The 23,792-nt window shown below is 69.8% G+C and carries 23 protein-coding genes; 12 read left to right on the forward strand and 11 right to left on the reverse strand.

Going from position 1 to position 23,792, the window contains the following annotated elements; genetic code table 11:
• Window positions 1–14: 14 nt before the first annotated feature.
• Window positions 15–392 carry a helix-turn-helix transcriptional regulator gene (locus Q0283_RS03520; protein ID WP_298043005.1) on the reverse strand — a complete coding sequence of 126 codons (378 nt, stop codon included), beginning with the start codon at window positions 390–392 and terminating at the stop codon, window positions 15–17.
• A 386-nt stretch (window positions 393–778) separates the two neighbouring features.
• On the opposite strand from Q0283_RS03520, the gene Q0283_RS03525 reads away from it, so the two are divergent.
• Complete coding sequence (locus tag Q0283_RS03525) at window positions 779–1,240, forward strand: hypothetical protein (RefSeq protein WP_298043007.1); 462 nt, start codon at window positions 779–781, stop codon at window positions 1,238–1,240.
• A gap of 242 nt (window positions 1,241–1,482) precedes the next feature.
• On the opposite strand, the gene Q0283_RS03530 is transcribed toward Q0283_RS03525, so the two are convergent.
• A complete protein-coding gene (locus Q0283_RS03530; protein ID WP_298043010.1) occupies window positions 1,483–1,851 on the reverse strand; it encodes a hypothetical protein in 369 nt (122 codons plus the stop codon).
• A 779-nt stretch (window positions 1,852–2,630) separates the two neighbouring features.
• Here Q0283_RS03530 and Q0283_RS03535 point away from each other — a divergent pair.
• Complete coding sequence (locus Q0283_RS03535) at window positions 2,631–3,350, forward strand: C40 family peptidase (RefSeq protein WP_298043013.1); 720 nt, start codon at window positions 2,631–2,633, stop codon at window positions 3,348–3,350.
• 334 nt (window positions 3,351–3,684) lie between these two features.
• Here Q0283_RS03535 and Q0283_RS03540 read toward each other — a convergent pair whose 3' ends face one another.
• Window positions 3,685–3,849 carry a hypothetical protein gene (locus tag Q0283_RS03540; protein WP_298043015.1) on the reverse strand — a complete coding sequence of 55 codons (165 nt, stop codon included), beginning with the start codon at window positions 3,847–3,849 and terminating at the stop codon, window positions 3,685–3,687.
• A 607-nt stretch (window positions 3,850–4,456) separates the two neighbouring features.
• Here Q0283_RS03540 and Q0283_RS03545 point away from each other — a divergent pair.
• Window positions 4,457–5,377 carry an SURF1 family protein gene (locus tag Q0283_RS03545; protein WP_298043018.1) on the forward strand — a complete coding sequence of 307 codons (921 nt, stop codon included), beginning with the start codon at window positions 4,457–4,459 and terminating at the stop codon, window positions 5,375–5,377.
• 268 nt (window positions 5,378–5,645) lie between these two features.
• Here the strand turns inward: Q0283_RS03545 and Q0283_RS03550 are convergent, their stop codons facing one another.
• A complete protein-coding gene (locus Q0283_RS03550) occupies window positions 5,646–6,185 on the reverse strand; it encodes a ubiquinol-cytochrome c reductase iron-sulfur subunit (RefSeq protein ID WP_298043021.1) in 540 nt (179 codons plus the stop codon).
• Between the two features lie 188 nt (window positions 6,186–6,373).
• Between Q0283_RS03550 and Q0283_RS03555 the strand changes: the two genes are divergently transcribed.
• The 6 genes from Q0283_RS03555 to Q0283_RS03580 all read left to right on the forward strand — a co-directional run bounded on the left by Q0283_RS03555 (window position 6,374) and on the right by Q0283_RS03580 (window position 13,471).
• On the forward strand, window positions 6,374–6,985 hold the full coding sequence (locus tag Q0283_RS03555) for a class I SAM-dependent methyltransferase (protein WP_298043024.1): 612 nt from the start codon (window positions 6,374–6,376) through the stop codon (window positions 6,983–6,985).
• Between the two features lie 267 nt (window positions 6,986–7,252).
• Window positions 7,253–7,831 (forward strand): TlpA disulfide reductase family protein, encoded by a 579-nt coding sequence (locus Q0283_RS03560; protein WP_298043027.1) that lies wholly within the window; start codon window positions 7,253–7,255, stop codon window positions 7,829–7,831.
• A gap of 315 nt (window positions 7,832–8,146) precedes the next feature.
• Window positions 8,147–9,856 carry a cytochrome c biogenesis protein ResB gene (locus Q0283_RS03565; RefSeq protein ID WP_298043080.1) on the forward strand — a complete coding sequence of 570 codons (1,710 nt, stop codon included), beginning with the start codon at window positions 8,147–8,149 and terminating at the stop codon, window positions 9,854–9,856.
• A 3-nt stretch (window positions 9,857–9,859) separates the two neighbouring features.
• Window positions 9,860–10,975, forward strand: coding sequence for a c-type cytochrome biogenesis protein CcsB (ccsB, locus tag Q0283_RS03570; RefSeq protein WP_298043031.1), 1,116 nt, complete (start codon window positions 9,860–9,862; stop codon window positions 10,973–10,975).
• A gap of 166 nt (window positions 10,976–11,141) precedes the next feature.
• Window positions 11,142–11,504, forward strand: coding sequence for a helix-turn-helix transcriptional regulator (locus Q0283_RS03575; RefSeq protein ID WP_298043082.1), 363 nt, complete (start codon window positions 11,142–11,144; stop codon window positions 11,502–11,504).
• Window positions 11,501–13,471, forward strand: coding sequence for a cation-translocating P-type ATPase (locus tag Q0283_RS03580; protein ID WP_298043034.1), 1,971 nt, complete (start codon window positions 11,501–11,503; stop codon window positions 13,469–13,471). The genes Q0283_RS03575 and Q0283_RS03580 overlap by 4 nt, the downstream gene beginning before the upstream one ends.
• A 129-nt stretch (window positions 13,472–13,600) precedes the next feature.
• Here the strand turns inward: Q0283_RS03580 and Q0283_RS03585 are convergent, their stop codons facing one another.
• The 3 genes from Q0283_RS03585 to Q0283_RS03595 all read right to left on the reverse strand — a co-directional run bounded on the left by Q0283_RS03585 (window position 13,601) and on the right by Q0283_RS03595 (window position 17,390).
• Window positions 13,601–15,538 carry a cytochrome c oxidase assembly protein gene (locus tag Q0283_RS03585; RefSeq protein WP_298043036.1) on the reverse strand — a complete coding sequence of 646 codons (1,938 nt, stop codon included), beginning with the start codon at window positions 15,536–15,538 and terminating at the stop codon, window positions 13,601–13,603.
• A 118-nt stretch (window positions 15,539–15,656) separates the two neighbouring features.
• On the reverse strand, window positions 15,657–16,265 hold the full coding sequence (locus Q0283_RS03590) for a copper resistance CopC family protein (RefSeq protein WP_298043038.1): 609 nt from the start codon (window positions 16,263–16,265) through the stop codon (window positions 15,657–15,659).
• A 150-nt stretch (window positions 16,266–16,415) separates the two neighbouring features.
• Entirely contained in the window at window positions 16,416–17,390 is a 975-nt protein-coding gene (locus tag Q0283_RS03595; protein WP_298043041.1) for a cytochrome c oxidase assembly protein, read from the reverse strand.
• Between the two features lie 779 nt (window positions 17,391–18,169).
• Between Q0283_RS03595 and Q0283_RS03600 the strand changes: the two genes are divergently transcribed.
• Both Q0283_RS03600 and Q0283_RS03605 read left to right on the forward strand, forming a co-directional pair.
• Window positions 18,170–18,529 (forward strand): helix-turn-helix transcriptional regulator, encoded by a 360-nt coding sequence (locus Q0283_RS03600; protein ID WP_298043084.1) that lies wholly within the window; start codon window positions 18,170–18,172, stop codon window positions 18,527–18,529.
• Window positions 18,526–19,125 carry a cadmium resistance transporter gene (locus tag Q0283_RS03605; protein ID WP_298043086.1) on the forward strand — a complete coding sequence of 200 codons (600 nt, stop codon included), beginning with the start codon at window positions 18,526–18,528 and terminating at the stop codon, window positions 19,123–19,125. Before Q0283_RS03600 ends, Q0283_RS03605 begins: the two co-directional genes overlap by 4 nt.
• Before the next feature lie 94 nt (window positions 19,126–19,219).
• Here Q0283_RS03605 and Q0283_RS03610 read toward each other — a convergent pair whose 3' ends face one another.
• From Q0283_RS03610 to Q0283_RS03625, 4 genes are all read right to left on the reverse strand, one after another.
• Window positions 19,220–19,351: a hypothetical protein gene (locus tag Q0283_RS03610; protein ID WP_324590036.1), complete on the reverse strand. Its 132-nt coding sequence runs from the start codon at window positions 19,349–19,351 to the stop codon at window positions 19,220–19,222.
• 107 nt (window positions 19,352–19,458) lie between these two features.
• Entirely contained in the window at window positions 19,459–20,508 is a 1,050-nt protein-coding gene (locus Q0283_RS03615) for an acyltransferase family protein (protein WP_298043044.1), read from the reverse strand.
• 128 nt (window positions 20,509–20,636) lie between these two features.
• Window positions 20,637–21,386 (reverse strand): cytochrome c biogenesis CcdA family protein, encoded by a 750-nt coding sequence (locus Q0283_RS03620; RefSeq protein ID WP_298043046.1) that lies wholly within the window; start codon window positions 21,384–21,386, stop codon window positions 20,637–20,639.
• 230 nt (window positions 21,387–21,616) lie between these two features.
• Window positions 21,617–21,994, reverse strand: coding sequence for a helix-turn-helix transcriptional regulator (locus Q0283_RS03625; protein WP_298043049.1), 378 nt, complete (start codon window positions 21,992–21,994; stop codon window positions 21,617–21,619).
• A 1,228-nt stretch (window positions 21,995–23,222) separates the two neighbouring features.
• Between Q0283_RS03625 and lspA the strand changes: the two genes are divergently transcribed.
• Window positions 23,223–23,738, forward strand: a complete 516-nt coding sequence (gene lspA / locus Q0283_RS03630) for a signal peptidase II (protein WP_298043052.1) — start codon at window positions 23,223–23,225, stop codon at window positions 23,736–23,738.
• Window positions 23,739–23,792 lie beyond the last annotated feature (54 nt).

The raw sequence follows: 23,792 nt of genomic DNA on the forward strand, positions 1-23,792 counted from the left end.
GTGTCCGGCGCCCATCAACCCTCCTCGGTGATCAGTGCGTCATGGTCATGGTGGTCCCGCAGGGACAGCGACACCCCGGAGGTCCCCAGCAGCGCGTCCGCGGTCTGCATCAGATCGGTCAGCCGGGTCGGGTCGGCCAGACTGAACCACGAGGAACGGCCCTCGGCGCGCACCGTGATCAGCCCGCAGTCCCGCAGGCACGCTAGGTGCTTGCTGACCGTGGACTGTGCTAGATGCATGTGGTCCACCAGGTCCCGGACCCGGTGCTCACCGGTGGCCAGGTGTTCCAGCAGCACCAGCCGGGTCGGTTCGGCCAGCGCATGGAACAGTGCCGCGTAGGCGCCGCGGTCCTCGAACCCCGAGGGCTCGTCCCGGATCGGGTATATCGTCATGGAGCGATGATAGCAACCTCTGACGATTTGGAAAGGGCGAGGGCGAGACGGTCGACGCCCCCCGTTATGACCGAAGCCGGGGGGCTCGAGGGCCGGGGCGCTCAGGTTGGTGAGCGTGAGCTTCAGCACCAGCACCGCGGCGGGCGGAGGCGGGCCCGCCACTGCTCGCTGCGTCAAACTCCACGGTTCCGTCGGGCCGGGGCCCCTAGGGTTCGACATTCTCGCAGGTCAGCGCTGCACTCGACCGCGGTGATGGTCGGTGCCTGCGGGCCAGCAAGATCAGGTGTTGATGCACGGAACAGTCCACGGTGGTGACTGGGCATGGCTGGTGCCGGGGTGTGCGACCAGCGGTCTTCCGGAGCGGGCGGTCGGGAGACAATGGAGTCATGTACGCGCCGATCGACCTCCAGACTCCTCTCGTCACCCAATGGGTCGGCACGCTCGTGGCCATCGTGGGGCTGGCGGTACTCACCCACGGGTTGTGGCGCCGCAAGCGTTACCGGGCCCACTTGGACGACGAGGATGCTCGCTTCGCCGGGCCGGACCGGACGAAGGATGCCGTCCGCGAGGTGTTCGCGGGGGCAGGGGCCCTCGTCATCGGCCTGGGCGCTCTCGCCTATGCCATCTACGGAGACATCACCTCGCAGAACAACATCCAGGAGAACGTCGCCAAGAAATACGGGGTTGAAGCGGTGGAGGACAAGGGGTGGCGCGGCAATGCGCTGCGCGCCGACGTCACCATGCCAGATGGCACCGTCCACCGGGACGTTCAGATCATCTTCGAGGATTCCGGCGAACCACAGATCAGCCGCGACCTGAGCGGCCCCGCCACCGACGGCACCGAGTAGACCGCATCCTGGCGTCCGCGGTGGCTCCCGGGCGACCGGTGGCCAGGCCGCGGCCGCAGCATGATCCCGCCTCCACGTCAGCCTGCAGCCCACCGCGGCTGCCACCGGCGGACATATCCCATTTCCGGTCGCGTCGAAGGCCGGTCGTCCTACGCCATCGCCAGCGCTCTCACCGGGGCGGTGCCCTGGGCGGGACGTGCAGGGACAGTAGGTGCGGTCCTCGGTGGCGGCCGGTCCGGCGGTCAGGCCTCCGCGGTCTTCCAGCGGCGGGCGGACACGAACGAATAAGCGCCCAACACCACGTAGAGCAAGAGCAGGGCGAAGGTGATCGCGCTGGTGAGCACGGCCGTGGGACGCTCCGCGGTGCCGGCGATCAGTGCACCCAGCTGCAGGACGTTCATCGAGGTGCCCAGGAGGCCCAGCACGGCCACGGCCAGGGCAACGTGGATGCCGATCTTCTGGCTTTTCAGCCCGATGAGGCCCGCGACCAGGATCACCGCCCCCAGGAAGGCCGGGATCAGCGCCGTCCAACTGGCGAACGCCGTGGCGATATAGGCGATGGCACCGACGGCGATAAGCAGGGCGCCGAATCCAATGGTGATACGAGGCATATCGCTCCTTAGGCAGATGGGGACCCGCACGTGTTCTAATGCGCTGGAGTAGAACTCTCTTCTACGCAGTGTAGTAGAGATGGCGTCCCGGCCTGTGGCCGCTAGACCTGCCGAGGTCTGCCATTCCCACCGCAGGCCCCCTCGGCATCGAGCAGGTCCGAGACGCTCCTGGCGCGTCGGGACGGCACGTTGCCGGCGGTCGGACAGGTCTCGGTGCAGTCCAGCGAGTACGGCACGTGGCCAACCCGTCGGGCATCTCTTGGACCAGGCCCGCATCCGCACAATCCGTGCAGGCCGGGGGCGTCGGGAGCGGCCCTGGATGCACTCGGCCGGTTTCGCCCGGTTGATGTTGCCCAGCTGCTTCGGGTAGGTGCCCAGCATGATGCTTACAGGATGGGTCGCGATGTGCTCCTTCGTCGATCCGCTGGATAGATGCACACGCCCGCCCGGCCATCGACCGTAGACCACCCCTGCGGCGCGGACGAAGGGGTGAACCTTGAAGGTTTCGTGAAGATCGCCACCCGCCACGACCACCGGTCGCGGTGGCTCCGGTGATGAAAACCCGGCCATCCCTGTGTTTCCGGGCCGCGGCCGGGCCGGGGAGGCGGCGCGGCGCCCGGTGTCACCGAATTGCGGATAGGTAACGGCCGTGTATCGTTGCGTAACGTTCTGGTCACGGCGACCGCTGTCAAGGGATGGCCCCCGTGGGGGTGGCACCTCCCTGAAGCCTCGTACCGAGTCGAGGGCGTCGTATCTGTCACCGTCTGCTGAGGGAATCCATGTCCTACCCCACCCGCCGTGCTCGCCTCGAGGCCGAGAAGCAGGCCCGCCGTTCTCACCGCCGCCGCTCCCTCACGATGGGCGTGGTCGGCCTGACCACCGTCGTGGGAACCACGATGGCGGGCATGGGCCCGGCTACCGCCAATGAGGGCGCCTACTCCGCGCCCAGTGGCCCCACCGCCAACACCTGGAGTTGGGAGGCCGACTCCACTCAGTCTGCTAGCGGGTCCTCCCGTGCGTCTGTCGCCAGCACCCCGTTCCCCGCGACCAGCACCGGATCGGTTGCTGAGATCCAGCGGGCCTCCTACACCACCGCCTCCACCACCGCTTCCAGCGGCACCGGTTGGGGTTCGGCCGTGCAGTGGGCTACCGCCAAGGCCGCCGACCCGGGCGTGCGCTATGTCTGGGGCGGCAACGGCCCGACCGGGTACGACTGCTCCGGCTTCACCCAGAACGCCTTCGCCCAGGCCGGCAAGAAGTTGCCGCGCAACTCCAAGGCCCAGTACGTGGCCGCCCGCCAGTACGTCTCCGTGAACAATCTGCGGGTCGGGGACCTGGTGTTCTGGTCCAACAACGGCTCGGCCTCGGGCATCTACCACGTGGCCATGTACATCGGCAACGGCAAGATCGCCCATGCCCGCAACCCGCAGATGGGTGTGGCCGTCACCGACGTGGACTACAGCCCCTGGAACATGATGGGCACCGCCGCCCGCTACTAAGGGTGCCACCCGCAGCCGCTCCACAAGCGGCTCCCGCCCTGGCGCTAGTCTGCGAGGCCCCCTGGACCAGGGCCCACGCTCGTGCTCAGCAGGTCGCGCATGGCGTGTCATCGCGAGTGCGCGGCCGGGCTGTCCATGACCGAGCTCTCCGGTACCCGTCCGTGCCCTGACGGAGAGTGGGGTGAGCGAGGTTGCTGCGGCTGTACACCTGGACCAGGGCCCGAATCAACGGCGCCAATAACGACCGCACCCAGAGCTGGAGGTTGACCTGCCTCCGCCTGGCCGCTCCCGGACATCGCAGCCTAGGATCCTTCTCTGAAGCAGAGGAGGATCCCTAGGTGCGAAGGATGATGAGCAGGGCGGCAGCTCCACCGGTGCCCTCGAACGTCATCGAGGTCGGGGGCGGGGATTCGATGGCGTGGCCGACGTTTTTCCAGGACAGGGAGTCCTGGGAGGGGCCGAGCGCGAACCAGGCGGCGATGGCTACCGCGATCACCACGGCAGCCCCGGTGATCTACCTGCCTCAGCGGGCCGTGAACGACGGCTGATCGCTTTGGGCCTGCCCATATCGGTTCGCTAGGCTGTCACCCGGCGCGTGGCCCGCCGGCATCTGGGGTGGGGAATCCATATCGCTCCATGATTTCCGCTGACGCCGACCGCCGTCCCCTCCGATAACCGGGCCCTTCCGGCCCCGAACCCACCGCCTCCCGTGCTTCCTTCCGGGGCCCGAGGCGTGAAAGCGGCTGAATGCCCGTGAACACTACTTCCCCCCGGCCGCTCGGGACAGGGCCAGCTCACCGAAGCCCGGAGACCCCGCGGGAGGAGCCGGTCACGGTGCTGAGGACGCCGAGGAGTTCCCTGCTCGCACGAGGGACCGGGCTCGTGGATTCAGTACTGCCCGTCGGCCCGTTCCCGGCCTCCTCGTGGCCGGGGAACAATCCCACGTTGACCTCACATCCCGAATCCGGATCCGAGGAGCCGCCGCCTGCCCGCCCCCGTGCACACCGGGCCCGGACCGGCGCAGGACCTGGTTGGCCTGCCCTGGGCCCGTGGTTGGCTCGCCCTCTGCCTGCGGTCCCGCGGACTGCTGAAGAACGTACTGTCCCTTGACTGAGACCCTCACGGACCGGCCGGCCAAGCGCGGGCGCCTCGACTACCGCTTCCTGATCTCGCCCCAGTGGCTCGGTGGGCTGGTCTTCTGCGCCCTCGTCGCCCTCGCCTGCGCCCTGCTGGGCCAGTGGCAGATGGACCGTCGCATGGAGACCGTCGCCGAGATCAACAAGGTGCTCTCTAACTACGACGAGCCGGTCGTGCCGCTGGCCGGCAACGCCGGGCTGTTCACGGACGTGCGACCGGAGCAGGAGTGGACCCCGGTCGAGATGCGCGGGGAGTACCTCGAGGCGGACACCCGGATCGTGCGCAACCGGCCGCTGGCCGGCAAGCCCGGTTACGAGGTGCTCGTGCCCTTCCACGCGGACACCGGGGACGTGATCGTGGTCAACCGCGGTTGGTTGCCCATCGGAGACACCACCCCCGGCCGTCCCGATGTCGTCCCGGCGCCGCCCGCGGGCGAAGTTTCGGTGGTGGTGCGGGTCAAGCCCGGCGAGCCCGACCTGGGCCGGGACGCCCCGGAGGGCCAGCTCGCCTCGATCGACCTGGCCGCGTTCGCCGACAGCGTCGGCTACCCGGTAGCGGACACCGCGTACGGCCAGCTGGCGGAGGAGTTCCCCGCCCCGGCCGTGGCGCTGCAGCAGCCGCCGAAGCCACCGCTGGACGAGGGCCCGCACCTGTCCTATTCGCTGCAGTGGTTCACGTTCGGGCTGATGAGCTTCATCGTGTGGGGTTACCTGGCCCGGCAGCGCGCGGTCAACGACCGCGACGACCGGGAACTGGGGCTGACCGAGGACGACGGCTACCTCTCGGCCCACCGGGCCCCGCGTGCCCGCCCCGTGAAGCGCCGCGGCGGGCGGCCCACGGACGAGGAGGTCGAGGACGCGATGCTCGACGCGGTCGATTCGCGGCACTAGGGATCCGGCGGCACATCGACTGGTAGCGGCACCACATCCTGGCCATGCTCGCCCACACGACGCGGTCCGCCAGCCGGTCGAGAATGGGGCGCACGCCGCGGCGATGGCCGCGGCGATGAAGGCCCGGTGGTCGAACGGCACCGCACCTTCACCAGGCCATGGTGCGGCATGGCCGGTCGATGTGGCGCTGGTGATCAGCTGCCGCGCCGCCGTTACCGGCTGCGCCGTTCGCACGTGGTGACGCGCATGGGGCAGACCCGTCCTGGTCCTAGATCGTCACCATCACCATGTCGTCGTCCACGGTGGCGGTGAACTCGGTCAGCGGTTTCTGGGCCGGGCCGCCGTAGGGCACTCCCGTTGCCACGTCGAAGTGCGACCCGTGGCAGGGGCAGGCGAAGGTTGGTCGGCCCCGGTTCTGGCCCGGGGCCACCGTGCACCCCTGGTGGGTGCACACGGCGGAGAAGGCACGCACCGTGTCCTGGGATTCGCGGTGCAGCAGCAGGGTGCGGCCGTCGATGGCCACGGACGCCTGGCCACCGAGCGGAAGGTCCCCGGCGGCCAAGACCGGGGTGGGGGAGCCGCCGGGGTGCTGGGAGGGTGCGCTGGCCTCGGCCTGGAGGTCCTCCGTGCAGCCCGTCAGTCCCACCGTGGTGGCCACTCCCACCGCACCGATGACCGCGCCGCGCCCCAGGAAGGCTCTGCGGGAGGTGCCGCACCCACCACAGGCCGTCTCACCGTCGCGGTGATCCGCGGCGGTGGGAATGCTGGCGGTGGGGGTGTGGGCGGTGGGATCGATCGCGGCAGTCATCCGTTCATTATCCGCCGTTCGTCTGGGGTCCATGGATGTCCGTGTCTACGGATGCCCGTGACATGGTTCAGGCGCGTGGGCTTCAGGCCGTGGCCGCGCCGCCTCCGCCCGGGTCAATGCTGGTGCTCGTGGACGTAGTCTCGGCTCAGACCGTGTCGGCGCGCTGGGAGGTGGGGGACATGCCGAGGATGTCCACCCTGGAGGCCGCGTTCTGTCGCAGCACGCCGTGGGGTCTTCTGGCCCGGCGGCTGGTTCTCTGGGCGACTCAGGGTGCGCCTCTGGCCGGGGGCGTGCTCGAGGTCGGTGCAGGCAGCGGAGCGATGGCCGAAGCGATCCTTGCGGCCTGCCCCCGGCTGCGGCTCACGATGACCGATATCGACCCGGCGATGGTCCGGGCCGGGCAACGGCGCCTCGCCCGGTTGCCCGTTGAGGTAGGCCAGGCCGATGCCACCGCCCTGCCCTTCGCCGAGGAGTCCTTCGACATGGTGCTGAGCTTTCTCATGCTCCACCACGTGGTCCACTGGGAACAGGCGGTAGTTGAGGCGGCCCGGGTTCTACGGCCGGGCGGGGTCTTCGTGGGCTACGACCTTGTCGCCTCGCGCACCACCGCCTGGCTGCATGTGGCCGACCGCTCGGCGCACCGGTTCATCGAACCGGCAGCGTTCGAACCGGTCCTGCATCACGCCGGCCTCGACCCGATCCGCCTCCAGGTTTCCTTCGGCGGTCGGGTCTTGCGCTTCATCGCCCACAAACCCGACACCGTCCAGACCGATCCGGGCAGTGACAAGGGAGAACACTGAGCAGGGCGGGGGTGGACCGAGGGGCCCTGACGCCACCAGCGCCGGCGGTGCCACATCCATGTCGCCCGGCCTGTCACCCGGGCCTCGATGCGAGTGTCGTGGTGAGGATTCTCCCCCAGTCTTCTACGGGCTGTAGAATTCCGGGGACGTCCTGCCCCGATGGAGAGGTACCGGAAGTACGCCATGTCCTGCGCCCAGCATTCCCGTGAGCCCGAGCCCCCGACTCCTGGCCTCCCCGGCCGGTCGGGTCGGCCGGGACGACGCAGGGTGTTGGCCGGCCTGGCCGGGGTGCTGTCCGTGCCGTTGTTGGCGGCGTGCGGGGCGGAGGATCCGCTGGCCGCGCAGGCTGGCAATGCCGATGGCAAGAACTACATCGCCGGTGACGGGTCCGTCTTGGAGGTCGCCCCGGACCAGCGCGGTGCACCGGTGCAGTTCAGCTCGACCCTGTTCTCCGGCAAGCCGATCGGCACCGAGGACTTGGCCGGGGATCCGGCGGTGCTGAACTTTTGGTACGCCGCCTGCGCCCCGTGCCGGGTGGAGGCCCCGGATCTGCAGGCCCTGCACCAGCGGTTCGAACCCGAGGGCGTCCAGTTCCTGGGCATCAACGTCCGGGACACGATCGCCACCGCGCAGGCCTTCGAACGCAATTTCGGCATCACCTACCCCTCGGTGGAGGACCGGGGCGGGGAGGTGCTGCTGGCGATGACCGACTACGTGCCGCCGCAGGCCGTGCCCACCACGATCGTGTTGGACCGTCAGGGCCGGGTCTCGGCCCGGATTTTGGGGATCGCCGAGCCCTCCACGCTGCGCACCCTGATCACCACCGTGCTGGACGAGCAGGCCTGAGCGTCCCATGCCCGTCTGGACCATGGCCCTGACCACCACCCGGACTGCGGGGGACGGCCCCCGCGCTGGGACCGACCCTGCCGGTTCGAGGCTGCGGGCGTCTGCCTGTTCCCCGGTGGCCGCCACGGCCTGGGACCCCCGGGCGGCGCAGGTGCCGGCGCGGTGCCCCCGTGAGGAGAAGCAATCCAGTGAGGACAGGCGGCCGCGGTGAGCCAGCAGGACAACGTGCGGGTGACCCGAGACGAGGCCGCCCAGGCGAGTACCCCGGCCCGACCGGGGTCTACCGCCCCGGACGGCGGTTCCGGGCGCCAGGACGTGGAGTTGCCCGCCCTGGGCTTGGTCGGCACGCTGCGGTTCGCCTGGACCCAGCTGACGAGTATGCGCACCGCGCTGATGCTGTTGCTGATGCTGGCGGTGGCCGCGGTGCCCGGGTCGCTGTTCCCGCAGCGCCCGGCCGGCCCGGAGATCGTCAACCAGTACCTGGAGGACAACCCGGTGCTGGGGGAGTGGCTGGACCGGTTCCAGCTGTTCGACGTGTACTCCTCGGTCTGGTTCTCGGCGATCTACCTGCTGCTGTTCGTCTCGCTCATCGGTTGCGTGTTCCCGCGCGCCGTCAAGCACGCCAAGGTGCTGCGCTCGGCCCCGCCGCGCACCCCGCGCCGGCTGTCCCGGTTGCCGGAGTATGGCCGGGTCGTGCTCGAGCCCACCGGCCCCGCCCCGGCCCAGGCGGTGGAGCAGGCCGCGCAGGTGCTGCGCAAGCGCGGCTACCGGATCGAGGTCCGCCAGGAGCCCGACGGCGGCGCCTCCGTGGGCGCCGAGCGCGGCTACGTGCGGGAGATCGGCAACATCGCCTTCCACTTGTCCCTGATCGGGGTGCTGGCCTTCATGGCTGTGGGCGGCTTGTTGAGCTACTCCGGGCAGAAAATCCTCGTGGAGGGGGAAGAGGGGTTCGCCAACACCCTCGTCTCCTACGATGCCTTCACTCCCGGCGGTGCCTTCTCCGAGGACAGCCTGGTGCCGTTCTCGATGTCCCTGAAGAGCTTCGAGAAGGTCTTCGACCGGGAGTCGGAGACGCACTACGGCCAGCCGCTGGACTTCACCGCGGTCATGGAGGTCCAGGATGGCACCACTGGCGAGCCGGAGGAGCGGATCCTGAAGGTCAACCACCCGCTGGCGTTCGGCGACACCCGGGTCTACCTGGTGGGCAACGGCTACGCCCCGGAGGTCACCGTGCGGGACGGCAATGGGGACATCGCCTTCCAGGGGCCGGTGGTCGGCCAGGTCCAGGACGAGGTGTACACCTCGCTGCTGACCATCAAGGTCCCCGACGCCCAACCCGATCAGCTCGGCTTCGTCGGGTTCTTCCTGCCCACCGCCTACACCGGTGAGGACGGGGTGGCGATCTCGATCGACCCGGACCTGTACAAGCCCGAGCTGAACCTGAACGCCTACTACGGCGACCTCGGCCTGGACGAGGGGAAACCGCAGAACGTGTACGTGCTGGACACCGAGAACCTCACCGAGCTGAACTCCCGCAACCTCGACTCCGGGGGCATCACCTTGTCGGTGGGGGAGTCCTATGAGCTGCCCCAGGGCAAGGGCTCCATCAGCTTCGACGGGGTCAAGCCCTATGTCGGCCTGGACATCCTCTACGACCCGGGCAAGTGGGGCGTGGGTGTGTTTGCCGTGCTGGCCCTGATAGCCCTGGCCGTGAGCCTGTTCGTGCGCCGCCGCCGGGTCTGGGTCCGGGGCACCACCGGCCCCGACGGGTCCACCATGGTCGAATACGGGCTGCTGGCCCGCGGCGAAGACTTCGGGTTGCGCCAGGAGAACCTGGCCCTGCGCCGGAAGTTCGAACAGCTCTGGCCGGTTACCGCGCCACAGGAGCCCGGGCCGTCCTCGTCCTCCACCACCTCCTCCGGCACGACCTCCGACACATCGTTCACCACTGCCTCAGCCCCTGCCGGGAGCCCCGGCGCCACCCCGGACGGCCCCGCCGGGCCCGTCCAGAACCGACCGGAGTAACCCATGCCGTCCATCAACCTGCAGCTGGCCAGCTACAGCGACCTGTTCATGCTGATCGCCGCGCTGATCTACGCCGTCGCCTTCATCCTGTTCGCCCTGGATTTGGCCACCTCCTCCAAGACCATCCGCGCACTGGAGACCGAACTGGCCCGAGAACGAGAACGACAACAGGACACCGCCGACACCGCCGACGCCGCCGAATCTGTGGCGCGGCGGGAGCATTTGGTGGGCGCCGGCGTGGGGGGTTCGGCCCGGACTACGGGCCCACGGGCGGTACCCGGCGCCCACACGAACGGCACCGGTGCGGGTGGGGGTGAGCTGGTGGATGAGGACATGGACTACCTGGGCACCACCGCCCGCCCGGTGGCCAACGTCGCGGTGGCCCTGATGGTCATCGCCGCCGCCCTGCACGCCTTCGCCGTCATCGCCCGCGCCGTGGCCGCGTCCCGGGTGCCCTGGGGCAACATGTACGAGTTCTGCACCACCGGGGCGATGCTGGTCGCCGTGGTCTACCTGCTGTTCCTGATCCGCAAGGATCTCCGCTTCCTGGGCACCTTCGTGACCGGGCTCGTGGTGATCATGATGGCCGCGGCCACGATCGGCTTCCCCACGCCCATCGCGCACCTGCAGCCGGCCCTGCAGTCCCCGTGGATCGTCATCCACGTCTCGATCGCCGTGCTGGCCTCGGCGCTGTTCACCCTGACCTTCTCGATGAGCGTGCTGCAGCTGCTCCAGCACCGCCGCGAGGCCCGGATCCGCACCGGGGGCCCGGCGCGGCCGGCGTTCCTGCAGCTGGTGCCCTCGGCGCTGAGCCTGGAGAACTGGTCCTACCGGATCAACGCCGTGGGCTTCGTGATGTGGACCTTCACCCTGATCGCCGGGGCCATCTGGGCCGAGGCCTCCTGGGGCCGGTACTGGGGTTGGGACACCAAGGAGGTCTGGACCTTCGTCATTTGGGTGATCTACGCCGGTTACCTGCACGCCCGCGCCACCCGCGGCTGGACCGGGGAACGCGCCGCCTGGCTCTCGATCATCGGCTACGCCTGCATCGTCTTCAACTTCACCATCGTCAACACCTACTTCCCCGGACTGCACTCCTACGCCGGCCTGCCCTCCTAAGAACAAAGAAGGGGCACCGGTCACATCGAACCGGGCCGGGGTCTCAGCGCCAGCTCGCCCCGAGAGGTCCGGAGGGCTCGCGGGGCGGTCGATCCCTTCGCGCCCGGGGTGGACGCCTCACCGCCATCGACCACGGTAAGGTCATCACGTGCTGTATAGTCAGCGCATGCTGACTATTGCTTCGCGCGTGGACGTGATGAACCGGTTGGGTCGGGCGATGGCCGATCCCACGCGATCGCGCATCCTGCTGTCCCTGTTGGAGGCGCCCGGGTATCCGGCCCGGCTCGCCCGCGAGCTGGGGTTGACGCGCACGAATGTGTCGAACCATCTGGCCTGTCTGCGCGGGTGCGGGTTAGTCGCGGCGGAGCCGGAGGGCCGGCAGACCCGGTATGAGATCGTCGATCCGCACCTGGCGGCGGCGCTGACCGCGTTGGTGGAGGTGACCCTCGCGGTCGATGAGACCGTGCCGTGCCTGGATCCGGCCTGCACCGTTGCCGGGTGCTGCTCCGGACGGGAGGGCGCGTTGTGAGTTCGGCGTGTGGCTGCGAAGAACCCTCCCCGACGCCAGCAGTGAGCAACGAGGCGAACGAGGTGCAGGCCCCGTGGTGGCGTGATCGGGGCATCCTGATCCCGGTGCTCTCCGGGGTCGCGTTCCTGACCGGCCTGATCCTGGAGTGGTCCTCCGCCCCGACGGCCGCGCTGGTCGTGTTCTGGATCGGGTTGGTGCTGGGCGCGTCCACGTTCGTGCCCGGGGCGATGCGCAACCTGTTCACGAAGGGCAGGGTCGGCATCGGATTGCTGATGACGATCAGTGCGGTCGGGGCGGTGATCCTGGGCTATGTCGAGGAGGCCGCGGCGCTGGCGTTTTTGTACTCGATCGCCGAGGCCCTGGAGGACAAGGCGATGGACCGGGCCCGCGGTGGGTTGCGCGCCCTGCTGAAGCTGGTGCCGGAGACCGCCACGGTGCTGCGCGACGGCGCACCGGCGGTGATCCCGGCCAGAGAGCTCACGGTCGGTCAGGTGTTGCTGGTGCGGCCCGGGGAGAGGGTCGCCACGGATGGCATCGTGCGGACCGGGCGCAGCAGCCTGGACACCTCGGCGATCACCGGGGAGTCGATCCCGGTGGAGGTCGGCCCGGGGGAGGCGGTGTCGGCCGGGGCGATCAACACCGCCGGGGCCCTGCAGATCCAGACCACCGCCGGTGGGACGGACAACTCGCTGACCACGATCGTGGAGCTGGTCGAACAGGCCCAGGCGCAGAAGGGAGACCGGGCCCGGTTGGCGGACCGGATCGCCCGGCCGCTGGTGCCCGGGGTGATGATCCTGGCCGTGCTGGTCGGGGTGATCGGATCGCTGGTCGGTGACCCGGAGTTGTGGATCACCCGGGCCCTGGTGGTGCTGGTGGCCGCCTCGCCGTGTGCCCTGGCCATCGCGGTGCCGGTGACCGTGGTCTCCGCGATCGGCGCGGGCAGCAAGTTCGGGGTGATCATCAAGTCCGGTGCCGCCTTCGAACGCCTCGGCGGCATCCGGCACCTGGCCGTGGACAAGACCGGAACCCTGACCCGCAACGCCCCGACCGTGACCACCGTGATCACCAGCGACGGGAACACCGAGGACCAGGTGTTGGCCTGGGCGGCCGCACTCGAGCAGCACAGCACCCACCCCCTGGCGGCCGCCATCACCGCCGCTGCCCCCACTGCCACTGCGGCCCAGGCCGTGTCCGAGCAGGCCGGTCACGGCCTCACCGGCACAGTCGCCGGGCGTCCGATCACGGTCGGCAGCCCCCGATGGATCGACCCCGGCCCGCTCGGGCCCCGAGTAGAAGCTCTGGAGGCGGACGGCCAGACCTGTGTGCTGGTGACCCGGGACGGCACAGTGGTGGGCGCGATCGGGGTCCGCGATGAACTGCGCCCCGAGGTCCCCGAGGTCGTGCGCACCCTGGACGCTCACGGGATGCACATCACCATGCTCACCGGGGACAACGCCCGGACCGCGCACGCCCTGGGGCGCCTGGCCGGCATCGAGGATGTGCGCGCCGAATTGCGCCCCGAGGACAAGGCCCGCCTCGTCACCGAGCTGGCCCGCACCCGGCCCACGGCCATGATCGGTGACGGCATCAACGACGCCCCGGCCCTGGCCGGGGCAACCGTGGGGATCGCGATGGGCGCCACCGGCTCCGATGCCGCGATCGAGTCCGCGGACGTCGCCTTCACCGGCCACGACCTCCGGCTGATCCCGCAGGCCCTGGCCCACGCCCGCCGCGGCCGGGCGATCATCAACCAGAACATCGTCCTGTCGCTGCTGATCATCATCATCCTGCTGCCGCTGGCCATCACCGGCGTGCTGGGACTGGCGGCCGTCGTGCTGGTCCACGAGGTGGCCGAAGTGATCGTCATCGCCAACGGCCTGCGCGCCGCCCGCACCCCCCGCAGGCCCACCGCCCAGCCCGCTGGCCGCGCCGCCGCGCCCACCGGCCAACAGGTGCCGGCGGCCTAACCGGGGCGGCACCTGCCGGATGGCGGGCCCGGGTGTCGCTCTCGGGGCAAGCGACACCCGGGCCCGCACCACCGCGGCACGGACCCCCGCTAGGGTGGCAGCGGCATCAGGGTGAGGTCTCGGTCAGGTTCAGGTTGCCACGTCGGATGGGGCGGGGCGCGAGGTCCCGGTTCGTGGGCGCCCGGTGGGCGCATCCGGCCGGGACAGAATCAATGCGGTGAGCAGGAAGGCCATCGGAGCGAACCCGGCCGTCAGCACCGAGATGCCGGCCAATTGCTGGTCCAGGGTGACCGGTGGCCCCCAGGTGCGCGCCATGCCGACGAACCAGTCCGGTTCTAGCACCGGCAGGACACCGGCGGCCAGCACCACGGCCCAAATCAGCAGTGCGGCGGTCAGGACCGCCGCGGTGCGAATCCGGGCGGCTCGCGACGCCGGACGCCCGTCGGAGGGCCCCAGCACCGCGGTCATGAAGCAGAACCCCACCCCGAGGAAGTACAGGTTCGCCACCTGGTGCACGAGCCAGTAGTCCAGCACCAGGCGAAAGAGTGGTGTGTAGTAGAGCAGCCCGAGCGAGACGGCCAGTACCGCGGCGCTGAGGGCCGGGGCCGACAACGCGGGGCGGGCCGCGTCCAACCATTCCCGGGGGCCCCGGCTGCCGTCGGTGCGTCGAGGCACGGTCGCAGCGACCAGCTGCAGGGGCGCGCCGAGCGTCAGCAGCAGCGGAACGAGCACGGCCAAGGCGAGCAGCATCAGGGTGTGGGCGCTGTAGAGCACCATGCCGTAGATCGTCGGCGCCGAGCAGGTGACGTAGAGCAGCAGACCTAACCCGGTCAGCCAACTGGCGGTCCGCGGCCAGGCCCAGGTGTGGGCCTGACGCACTCCGAGGAGGTAGACGGCGGCGGCGGCGACGGTGGCCGCAACCCAGAGCCAGTCCCACCGCCATTCGGTGAGCCACTTCTCCCAGGTCAGTTCGGGGGGCAACAGGTAGCCGGTGAGGATCTGGGCCGGGGTGGCCGCCGGTTTGATCTCCTGCGGGACCGGGGGGGCGGTGCGCCCCAGGGCGGCGGTGACCCCGATGATGCCGGCCATGATGCCCAGCTCGGCCACCACCAGCCGCCAGGCGGTCCGGTCGGCCGGGACGGTGCCGAGCCGGGCGATGGCCCACCGGCGGTGGCCCAGGCCGATGGCCCCGAGCAGCACTGTCGCGGCCGCCTTGAGCAGGACCAACTGCCCGTACGGGCTGACCAGTCCCTCCCATGAGCCCAGACGCAAGACGGAGTTCACCACCCCGGAGGCCAGCACCAGGAAGAACGCCACCCCAGCCAGGGCCGAGAAGCGTTCCAGGACGGTCCTGGCCAACCGGTCACCGCCGGGGGCATCGGTTCCGACCCGGGAGGGGTTAAGCGTGGGGGCGATCACCGTCAGGGCGGCGACTCCGCCCACCCAGACCAGCACCCCGAGCCAGTGCACGACCAGGGCCCCGACGCCGGCATAATGATCGTCGCTGCCGGCGGCGTGGCCGACCAGGGAGATCGGGATGGCCGCCGCCGCGGCCAGCAGGGCCGTGGCGCCCAGCCCGGCCGGGGACCGGACGAGGAAGGTCAGGGTGGACACGACGAAGGCGATCACCACGACGGTGGCCCACGCCTGGCCCACGACCAGGTCGGTGACGAAGTACACCAGCTCCCGGGCAAAAGCCTCGCTGCTCGACACCGGTTGGCCGGACAGATCGGCATAGGTGAACACCAGGACGAGCACCGCTGACAGCGCCCAGAGTACGGACACGGCCGAGGCGGCGGTCATGACCCGGGTGGACGCCGGATGGGAGTCGCGGGCGCCCTGCCGGCCCCCGAGGACCGGGGTGTCGGCGCGCCGGGGCGGCAGGACGGTGGCCGCAAACAGCAGGCAGCCCACCACCACGGCCAGCGCCAGGTGGTGCACGGTCACCGCGATCGGCAGCACCCACCGGGCCAGGGCCCCCGGGTCCAGGGCCTCTCGTTCGGCGAGGGCCCCGGTGTACGCAGCGCTGGCCACGACGGTGGCCGCGGCCAGGATGAACGCGGCCACCAGCCAGGGCGTCGACCGTCCCGGCCGGTCAGAGGCAGCGGCGCTGTTCGGGACGTCCGGTGCTGGCGGTGGGCCCATCGGGGCCGGCACCGGTGGGCCGGCGGTGCTCACCGGGTGCTCACTCGGTGCCCGTGGCACCCGCGCGGCGGCGCGCCAGCAGGGTCGCGACGACGATCACCAGCGCCAGCGCCAGGATGGCCGCCAGGACGATCACGAAGCCGACCGGGAACCCCGAAGCGGGCTCCTCGGCGCCCGGCTGCTCGGCGCCGGTCTCGGCGGTGGGCTCGGCCTGCGAGGGCTCCGAGGCGGTGGGCACCGGCTGGGCCGGCGCGGTGACCGGGGCGCCGGACGGTGACGCTGGGGCTTCCGTCCCGGTCACGGTGAAGTCGAAGCTGCCCTCGATCGGATGGGAATCCGAGGACACCACCCGCCATGTCACCGTGTACTCTCCGGCCGGGGCGTCGGGCCGCAGTGGTTGGGCGGCGCTGTTCCCGTCGATTTGCACCTCCCCGGTGGTCCAGTCCGCGCCCTGGGCGTCCTCGACCAGGATCACCGCGCCCAGGGCGAGCGGGGTGTTGCTGAAGGAGACCTCGATGGCCTCCGGCGCCGTCTCCAGGGCCTGCCCGTCGGAGGGATTCGTGCCGGTCACGACATCATGGGCCGCGGCCGGAGAGAGTGGCCCCAACAGGGCCAGCACCAGGGCGGCCAGCACGGCCAGGATGGGCACGGTGGGCCGGGCAGCGTATGGACGCAACAACTTCTACCTCCTGTAGAAAACGCCCCCAGCCTACCAACGGTGCCCGCCTGCGCCGTCAGGTGTGACCTGTGGTGCATCGGGGTAGTAGTGCTGCCCCTAGGGGAGGGCCGGAGGCGGTGGTCACCGGGAGGTGCCGGAGGGCGTTTCGGTGGCGAGTTGTTCAAGGTAGGCGTTGTACGCATCCAGCTCCGGGGTGCCATGCAGGTCGGCCTCGGCGTCGGCCCGGCGGGCCTGGCGGGTATCGGCGCGGAACCATTGGTGCGCGATAAACACCAGGATCAGCACGGTCGGCAACTCACCATAAGCCCAGGCCAGCCCGCCGGCGACCTTCTGGTCGACCATCGGGTCCAGGTCCCAGCTGGCCGGCGGAGTGGCGAAGAACTCCACGATCGGGGTGGTGGCCATCATCAGGACCACCCCGAAGAAGGCATGCAACGGCATCTCGATGGCCACGTCCAGCAGGCGCCCACCATAACCCTGCTTGGCCGGCAACGGATCACTGGAGAGCAGCGGGACGGTGAACAGGACCCCCGCGGCCAGGAACAACAGCTCCAGCCCCGTGTGGCCGTACCAGGTGGGCAATAACCGGTCGTCCAGGCCACTGAGATAGATCCCGTAGTACGTGATCAAAAACAGCGGGATGGTGAAACCCGGGTGCAGGACGATCCGGCCCCATCGGGACCGCAAACCGGCATGGGCCCATCGCAGCACCGCCGTGCCCGGCCCGCGGTGGGGGGTGGCCCGCAACAACAAGGTGCCCGGACTGCCCAACACCAGCAGCGGGGGAATGGCCATCATCAAGGTCAGTTGCTGGAAGATAAACACCGAGAACATCTTCAGCCCATAACCCTCGATGCCAGCGCCCATCGTCACCGCGATCGCGGCGCACCCAACCACGAAACACAGGGTTCTCCACACTGGCCACCGCCGCCGCGCGCTCCACAACCGCACCGCGCCGGCCAGGTACAGCACGCCCAGCACCACGGCGATGGCAGGGATCAGCGGGATCGGCTGCAGCGTGGGCGCCAGGAAGTTCTCCATGCTGGGAGGCTCCGTGGGGATCCACACCGGCCCGTCCATACTGCGCTCACCCATCGGTACAGAGAGCCTCCACTGTCATCGTCCCAGTCTCCCACGCCCCGCGGGCGGAGGCCGTTCCCGGCTCATCGGCGTGAAGGGCGGCTCGCCCCAGGGCCCTGCAGAAGGCAGTTTGTTGACAACGCTGGGCTCAGGGGTCCTCACGGGCAGGGTACCGCGCGTGAACCCGGACAAAACGGGGCCCCGGGGATCAGCCCGGCCGCGAGAAAAGGATCAAACCGCGTACCGGCCCCGGGGCCCCTAGTCAGCATCTCTTCTGCCTTGAGGAGATGCCACCAGCATAGGACCGCATTGTGGGTCCCACCCGCACAGCGGCTGAAAGTTCCCTGGCAACCGACCACCGGCCCAGGGCCTCATGGACTGTGCCGGAGTCCGGGTGCCCCTGTCGGGACACGCTCGACGGATCCCCCGTCCCCGGGGCGCCCCTGGCGGTTGGCCGGACAGCGAGAAACCCGGGCATGACATCCCTGGGCGTGCGTATCACCGGCCCTATCGATCCGCCACTGACTGCCGGGCCGGAGACCTGCCGGTGGTCCTCGGGGCGAGGGGCATCCTGTTCTCTCGCCTGCAAGGCGACCGCGGACGGCGCAGCTGCCACCCCGGCCGCAGTGGACATGAAGCGGCTCACCGGCCGTGGGCTGACCCCGGCCCAGTGGCCGCAGGGTTACAACACCATGGAGGGCTGCGTGGCGCTCTGCGCGGGCCTGGTGGCCGAGAAATGTCCGTTGAGGTCAGCCAGCCTCGAAGAGTTCAGTGAAGACTGTAAGGTTCAGTATATGCTGACTCTTTCCTCTCTTGTGGAGGTGATGAACCGGTTGGGGCGGGCGATGGCCGACCCAACCCGGTCCCGAATCCTGTTGACCCTGCTGCAGGGCCCGGCCTATCCGGCCGAGCTGGCCCGGGACCTGGAACTGACCCGGTCGAATGTGTCGAACCATCTGGCGTGCCTGCGGGACTGCGGGATCGCGGTCGCCGTGTCCGAGGGCCGCCAGACCCGGTATGAGATTGCCGATGCGCACCTAGCGCGGGCGCTGACCGCGCTGGTCGATATCACCCTGGCCGTGGATGAGAGCACCCCGTGCCTGGACCCTGTGTGCTCGGTGCCCGGCTGCTGCCGCCCGGGGGTGGGTGCGTGATCCTGTCCTCGATCCTGCAGGCGGTCGGTCTGTTTTTGGTCACGAACATCGATGACATCATCGTGCTCTCGTTATTCTTCGGCCGCGGCGCGGGCCAGCGCGGGACCACCGCCCGGATCCTGGTCGGCCAGTACCTCGGGTTTGTCGGGATCCTGGGTGCGGCCGTGCTCGTCTCGCTGGGCGCGGAGGCGTTCCTGCCCCCGGAGGTCATCCCGTACTTCGGGCTCATCCCGCTGGGCCTGGGATTGTGGGCGGCCTGGCAGACCTGGCGCGGGGACGACGACGATGATGACGAGGCCAAGATTGAGGGCAAGAACGTCGCCGCCTGGACCGTGGCCGGGGTGACCTTCGCCAACGGCGGGGACAATATCGGCGTCTACGTCCCGGTCTTCCTCAGCGTGGGCCCGGGCGCCGTGGTCGCGTACTGCGTGGTGTTCCTGGTGCTGGTGGGAGTGCTGGTGGGCCTGGCCAAGTTCGTCGCCACCCGCCGACCCATCGCCGAGGTGTTGGAACGCTGGGAGCACATCCTGTTCCCCATCGTGCTGATTGGCCTGGGCGTCTTCATCCTCATCAGCGGCGGGGCCTTCGGCCTCTGACCGCGCCGGCCCTCGGCCACGCACTGCCCGCTCGTCCATGCCCCACCGGCCCGGTTGCCACACGGCGACCGGGCCGGTGGGGTGCGGGCGTGGTCTAGACGGGGGTGGTGAAGGTGCCGGCCAGGTTCTGCAGTTGGTCCATCCACATCATCCCCGGCATCCACAGCCCGGAGACCCTCAGGACCCCGACGAACACCAGCAGGGAGCCGCCGAGGATGTTGAACACCCGGATGTTGCGGCGGATGTAGCTCAGCGCGGCGGTGACCCTCCTGATCCCCGGCCGCGGCCAACTGGACAGAGGAGGACCCCGCCAGTACCGGTCATGCCCCGAGCTCAGCGCGCTGCAGAGACGCTTCGCTCCGCGTCGTTCTTGTCCTCAAGGTGAGGCAGGGCTCTACCGATCGCGGAGTACTCCTGGCGCCGTGCCCGCCAGGGCGTCCACCACAGCGGGGTGGGCACCCCGGCCAGTACCGGGGACAGCGGGGTGGCGTTGATGGCCATCCCCACCGCCCAACTGATCAGCACGGTGAGGACGAGCTTGGCGCCGTCGTGCAGAATACCGACGTTCACGAGGGTTTCCAGAGCCCACCCGTGGAAGAGGACCACCACGGTGCCGGTGCGCACCACGGCGCTGACCGGCCGGGACAACCCTCGCACGATCCGGTCCACCACGGTGCTGAAGATCAGCACGAGGCCGGCGGCGGTCAGGGCGCCCACTACCGGGGTGAGCAGGAAGGTGCCGAAGCCGGCGAACTTGATGTTCAGCGGTTCCACCCCGAGCCGGACGGCCAGCAGCCCGACGCCGACGCAACCGGCCCCGATCAGGGCCCGGTTGCCCTGGATCCGGGGCAGGACACCGCAGCGGAACCATTCGCCGGCCAGCACGAAGAACAGGCACGGCAAAGCCAGCCCAAGCCCCAGCGGGGTGCGGCCCAGCAGGGAGTCCGGGAGCAGAGCCAGGACGAGTCCGACCACCGAGACCGCCCAGGCCACCCACGCTGGGAACCGTTCCAACCAGCGGCGCAGCACAGTAACGAAGAACAGCACGGAAATAAACCAGAACGCCCACCACGGCGGGGCCTGGTCCGAGCCGCCATACCAACCGGTGGCCATCAGTGGCCAGAACCCGTCGGGGGCGTCTCGGGTCCACGCCCAGGCGGCCACGCTCATGATCACGGCCCAGACCAGGTACGGCACCGCAAGGTTCTTCCAGCGGGCCCGGAGCTCGAGCTCGAAGGGGCGTCCTCGGGTCCAGAAGTAGCCGGTGAGGAAGAAGAACAGCGGCATCCGCCAGATCTCCAGGTACTCCCCGCCGGGAAGCCGCGGCCCGTAGGCGTGGCCGGCGACCACGGCGACGATCGAGACGATACGCAGCACGTCCACGCCGGTGTTCCGGCGTGGACGGGGTTGCGGCGGTGCCGCGGGGGTCAGTGCGTAAGAGATATGGGCCTTTCGGTGTCAATGTCCCGCGGGGCAGGTCTCCGGATCCATGCCGGTGGGGTCGTTCGGTCCTAGACGGGGGTGGTGAAGGTGCCGGCCAGGTTTTGCAGCTGGTACATCCACAGCATCCACAGCCCGGAGACCATCAGGACACCGACGAGCACGAGTAGACAGCCCCCGATGATGTTGAACACCCGGATATTGCGGCGGATATAGGCCAGCGTGGTGGTGACCCAGTTGATGCCGGCCGCGGCCAGCAGGAACGGGATGCCCAGCCCCAGGCAGTACACGAAGCCCAGCAGCGCCCCGCGCCAGGGGTCCCCGGTGGTGGTGCTCAACGCCAGCACCGCGCTCAGGGTCGGGCCCATGCAGGGGGTCCAGCCCAGGCCGAACACCACCCCGAGCAGCGGGGCCCCGGCCAACCCGGTCCGCGGAGCCACGGTCGGCTTCACGGTGCGCTGAAGAAGGGAGAACTTGCCGACCATGACCAGGCCCATGACGATCACCAGCACGCCCAGGACGCGGATCATCGGGTCCTGCCAGCGCACCAGCCAGTGCCCGATGGTACCGAAGGCGGCCCCGTAGAGGGTGAAGACCGCGGCGAAACCCAGGATGAACAGCCCGACCCCGGTCAGCACCCGGCGGCGGTTGTCCGGGTGGGTGGGGTTGGACAGCCCGGAGACGTAGCCCAAATAACCCGGCACCAGCGGCAGGATGCACGGGGACAAAAACGAGACGATCCCGGCGATCATCGCCAGCGGGGCGGCGATGAGCAGCGCCCCGGAGTTGACCATCTCGGCGAAGTAGTTCCCGATGCTCACACCGGCCCCCGTCCGTTGGTGCGGCCCATCGGGTCGGCACAGACGCCATGGGGGCGTCGGCGGAGAACGGCCCCGGACCTCGTCATCGAAGGGGGCAGGGTGGAAGGACGGGGCACGACGGACAATCTCCAAAGATAGGGGGAGTGGGGTTCACCGGTGGGACCGGCGGCCCACCGCAGGCGCGTCACTGCTGCGGGCGCAGTGCAGCAGCACAGCTGGGTTGGTGGTGGTCACCGGGTGGTGGCGTGGTCCTGACGGTGCTGTCGGGCAGCAATGCCGTAGCTCGGGCACAGGGTCACCGCGCTGCCGGTGGCGGCCAGGAGGGCGTCGGCGGCGGCGAGCAGGTTCATCAGCTCCGGACGGGCCAGGGAGTAGTACACGCTGCGCCCCTGGGTGCGGCCCTGCACGAGCCCGCAGTCACGCAGGCACGCCACATGACCCGAGACGGTGGACTGGGCCAGGCCCAGGTCCCCGGCGAGATCCCCGACGCGGACCTCCCCCAGGGTCATCCGTTGCATGATGGCCAGGCGCCTAGGGTCCCCCAGGGAATGGAATAGGGCCGCAGCCGGATCCAGGTTGGGCCCGACACGGTCAGAGATCATCGCCATCTACCGATCATAGCAATGCGGTCAGCCGCCCCCGTGTCCCCGTTCAAACGGTGACCGGTCAGACGGACCGCGGCGCGGCAGGGTTGGTAACGGGTTGGCGCAGGGGCAGGGGTCGGGGCGGACCAGCACACTCTCAGCGAGGTCGTAACGCAGGATCGGCTGCACAAGGTTGGCCAGATTGTTCACCAACACGGTGTGAGCGCTGCCCGTCGGATACGGGCGCGTGGTCGGCAGCTACCGGCTCCAGGAACACCCGGTCGCCGTTGATACGCAGCCAGCCCTCGGTGCAGTTGTAGCTCAGGAAGGGGCAGTCAGTGGCGGCGTAGCTGTGGCGCACCGTGGCTGCGCAGGCCGGGCGGTACGGGCGTATCCGTCCTCGGCTGCGAGCATCACCAACCCCGGGTGGATGTGTCCAGCCGGCCCGCTTCCTGTTCGAATCTCAGTAGCTCCCCGGTGGTGGCGTAAGGGGCCAGCACGGCCGGGCCGAAGGCGTTGAGCTGTTCCACCAGCTGTGGTCAGGGGTCGTGCACCGAGAAGGTGCCGATGCGGGCGGTGGCCGACCCCGGTGCAGCCCCGCGGGCACTGCCCCGGACGCGTGGTGCCCGCCGGTGGCGGCCACCACGGCCAGATGCCCGCTCCGGGTCAGGATGCGCAGCAGGTCGGCCGGAGCGAGCCAGTCGTGGATCATCCGCCCGGCCATCGCAGCGGTCACGGCCAGGGACCGGCCGTCGAGCAGGTACAGCCCCCAAGCCCCGGTGGTGTCCGAGCTGGCGGCCACGAAGCCCGGACGTCGGCCAGGATGAGAACCGGATCGGTCACCCACTTGAAGTTGGTCATCAACTCGGCCTGGGTGGGACTCGGCAGCACCTGCGGGTCGGTGATGCGGGCCGGGAACCGCTGGTAGCGGCGGCGGTAACACAGGGGGCAGGTCCGGGCGTGCGCCACCATCACCGCCAGGCGGTCTCGTCGCCGGCGGACCAGGGCCTGGGGGCCGCCCTTGCGGGCGGCACGCGCATCGAGCAGCAATCGCAGGGCCCGTTTTTGTATGTCACCTCCACAGGCCGTCGGGGCGGGTGCCTCAGGGCGCCATGGGTGGTGGATGGCGGGAGTGCCGGCCCGGGGATCACCCATTGCGCTAATATCGCGCCATGACGATCACAAGCAACGCGGGCGCGATGCTGCCCCGGCGCGGTCCGGGCCCGTCCATAGCGGCCGGGAAGTCAACCGCATGAGCACTGCCCCGGCCCGCCCGGTCGGGACCCCGGCCCGCGGTCTGCGGCGGGCCAGGATCTCCCTGCTCCTGACGGCCCTTGTGCTGGCCGCAGTGGACCTGGTGGTCAAGGCCGCCGCGGTCGCCGGGCTCTCGGGCGGGAAGACGGTGGAGTTGGGGCCGGTCAATCTGCGTCTGTACTACAACTCCGGGGTGGCGTTCAGCCTGGGCGCCGCTTTGCCCTCCTGGGTCATCATCACCGGTACCGGGCTGATCACCGCCGGGCTGATCTGGTATCTGTGGTCCTCGGTTCCCACCCTCACCGCGCTCTCCCGCGCCGGAGGCGCCGTGGTGCTCGGCGGGGCCCTGGGCAACTTCCTCGACCGGCTCGACGGGGCGGGGGTGGTGGACTATCTGCACACCAGCTGGTTCCCCACCTTCAATCTCGCCGACGTCTTCGTTACCACCGGGATCATCGCCCTGCTGCTGGGGACGATGTGGAACCCGACCCCCAAACCCACCTCGGAGTTGTAGCAGCCCCCGGCCATGTCTGCTTCGAAGCCCAGTCGCCCGTGGGGCGCCACCGGC

Source organism: uncultured Citricoccus sp. (assembly GCF_937871995.1).
In the GTDB taxonomy this organism is placed as follows: Bacteria; Actinomycetota; Actinomycetes; order Actinomycetales; family Micrococcaceae; genus Citricoccus.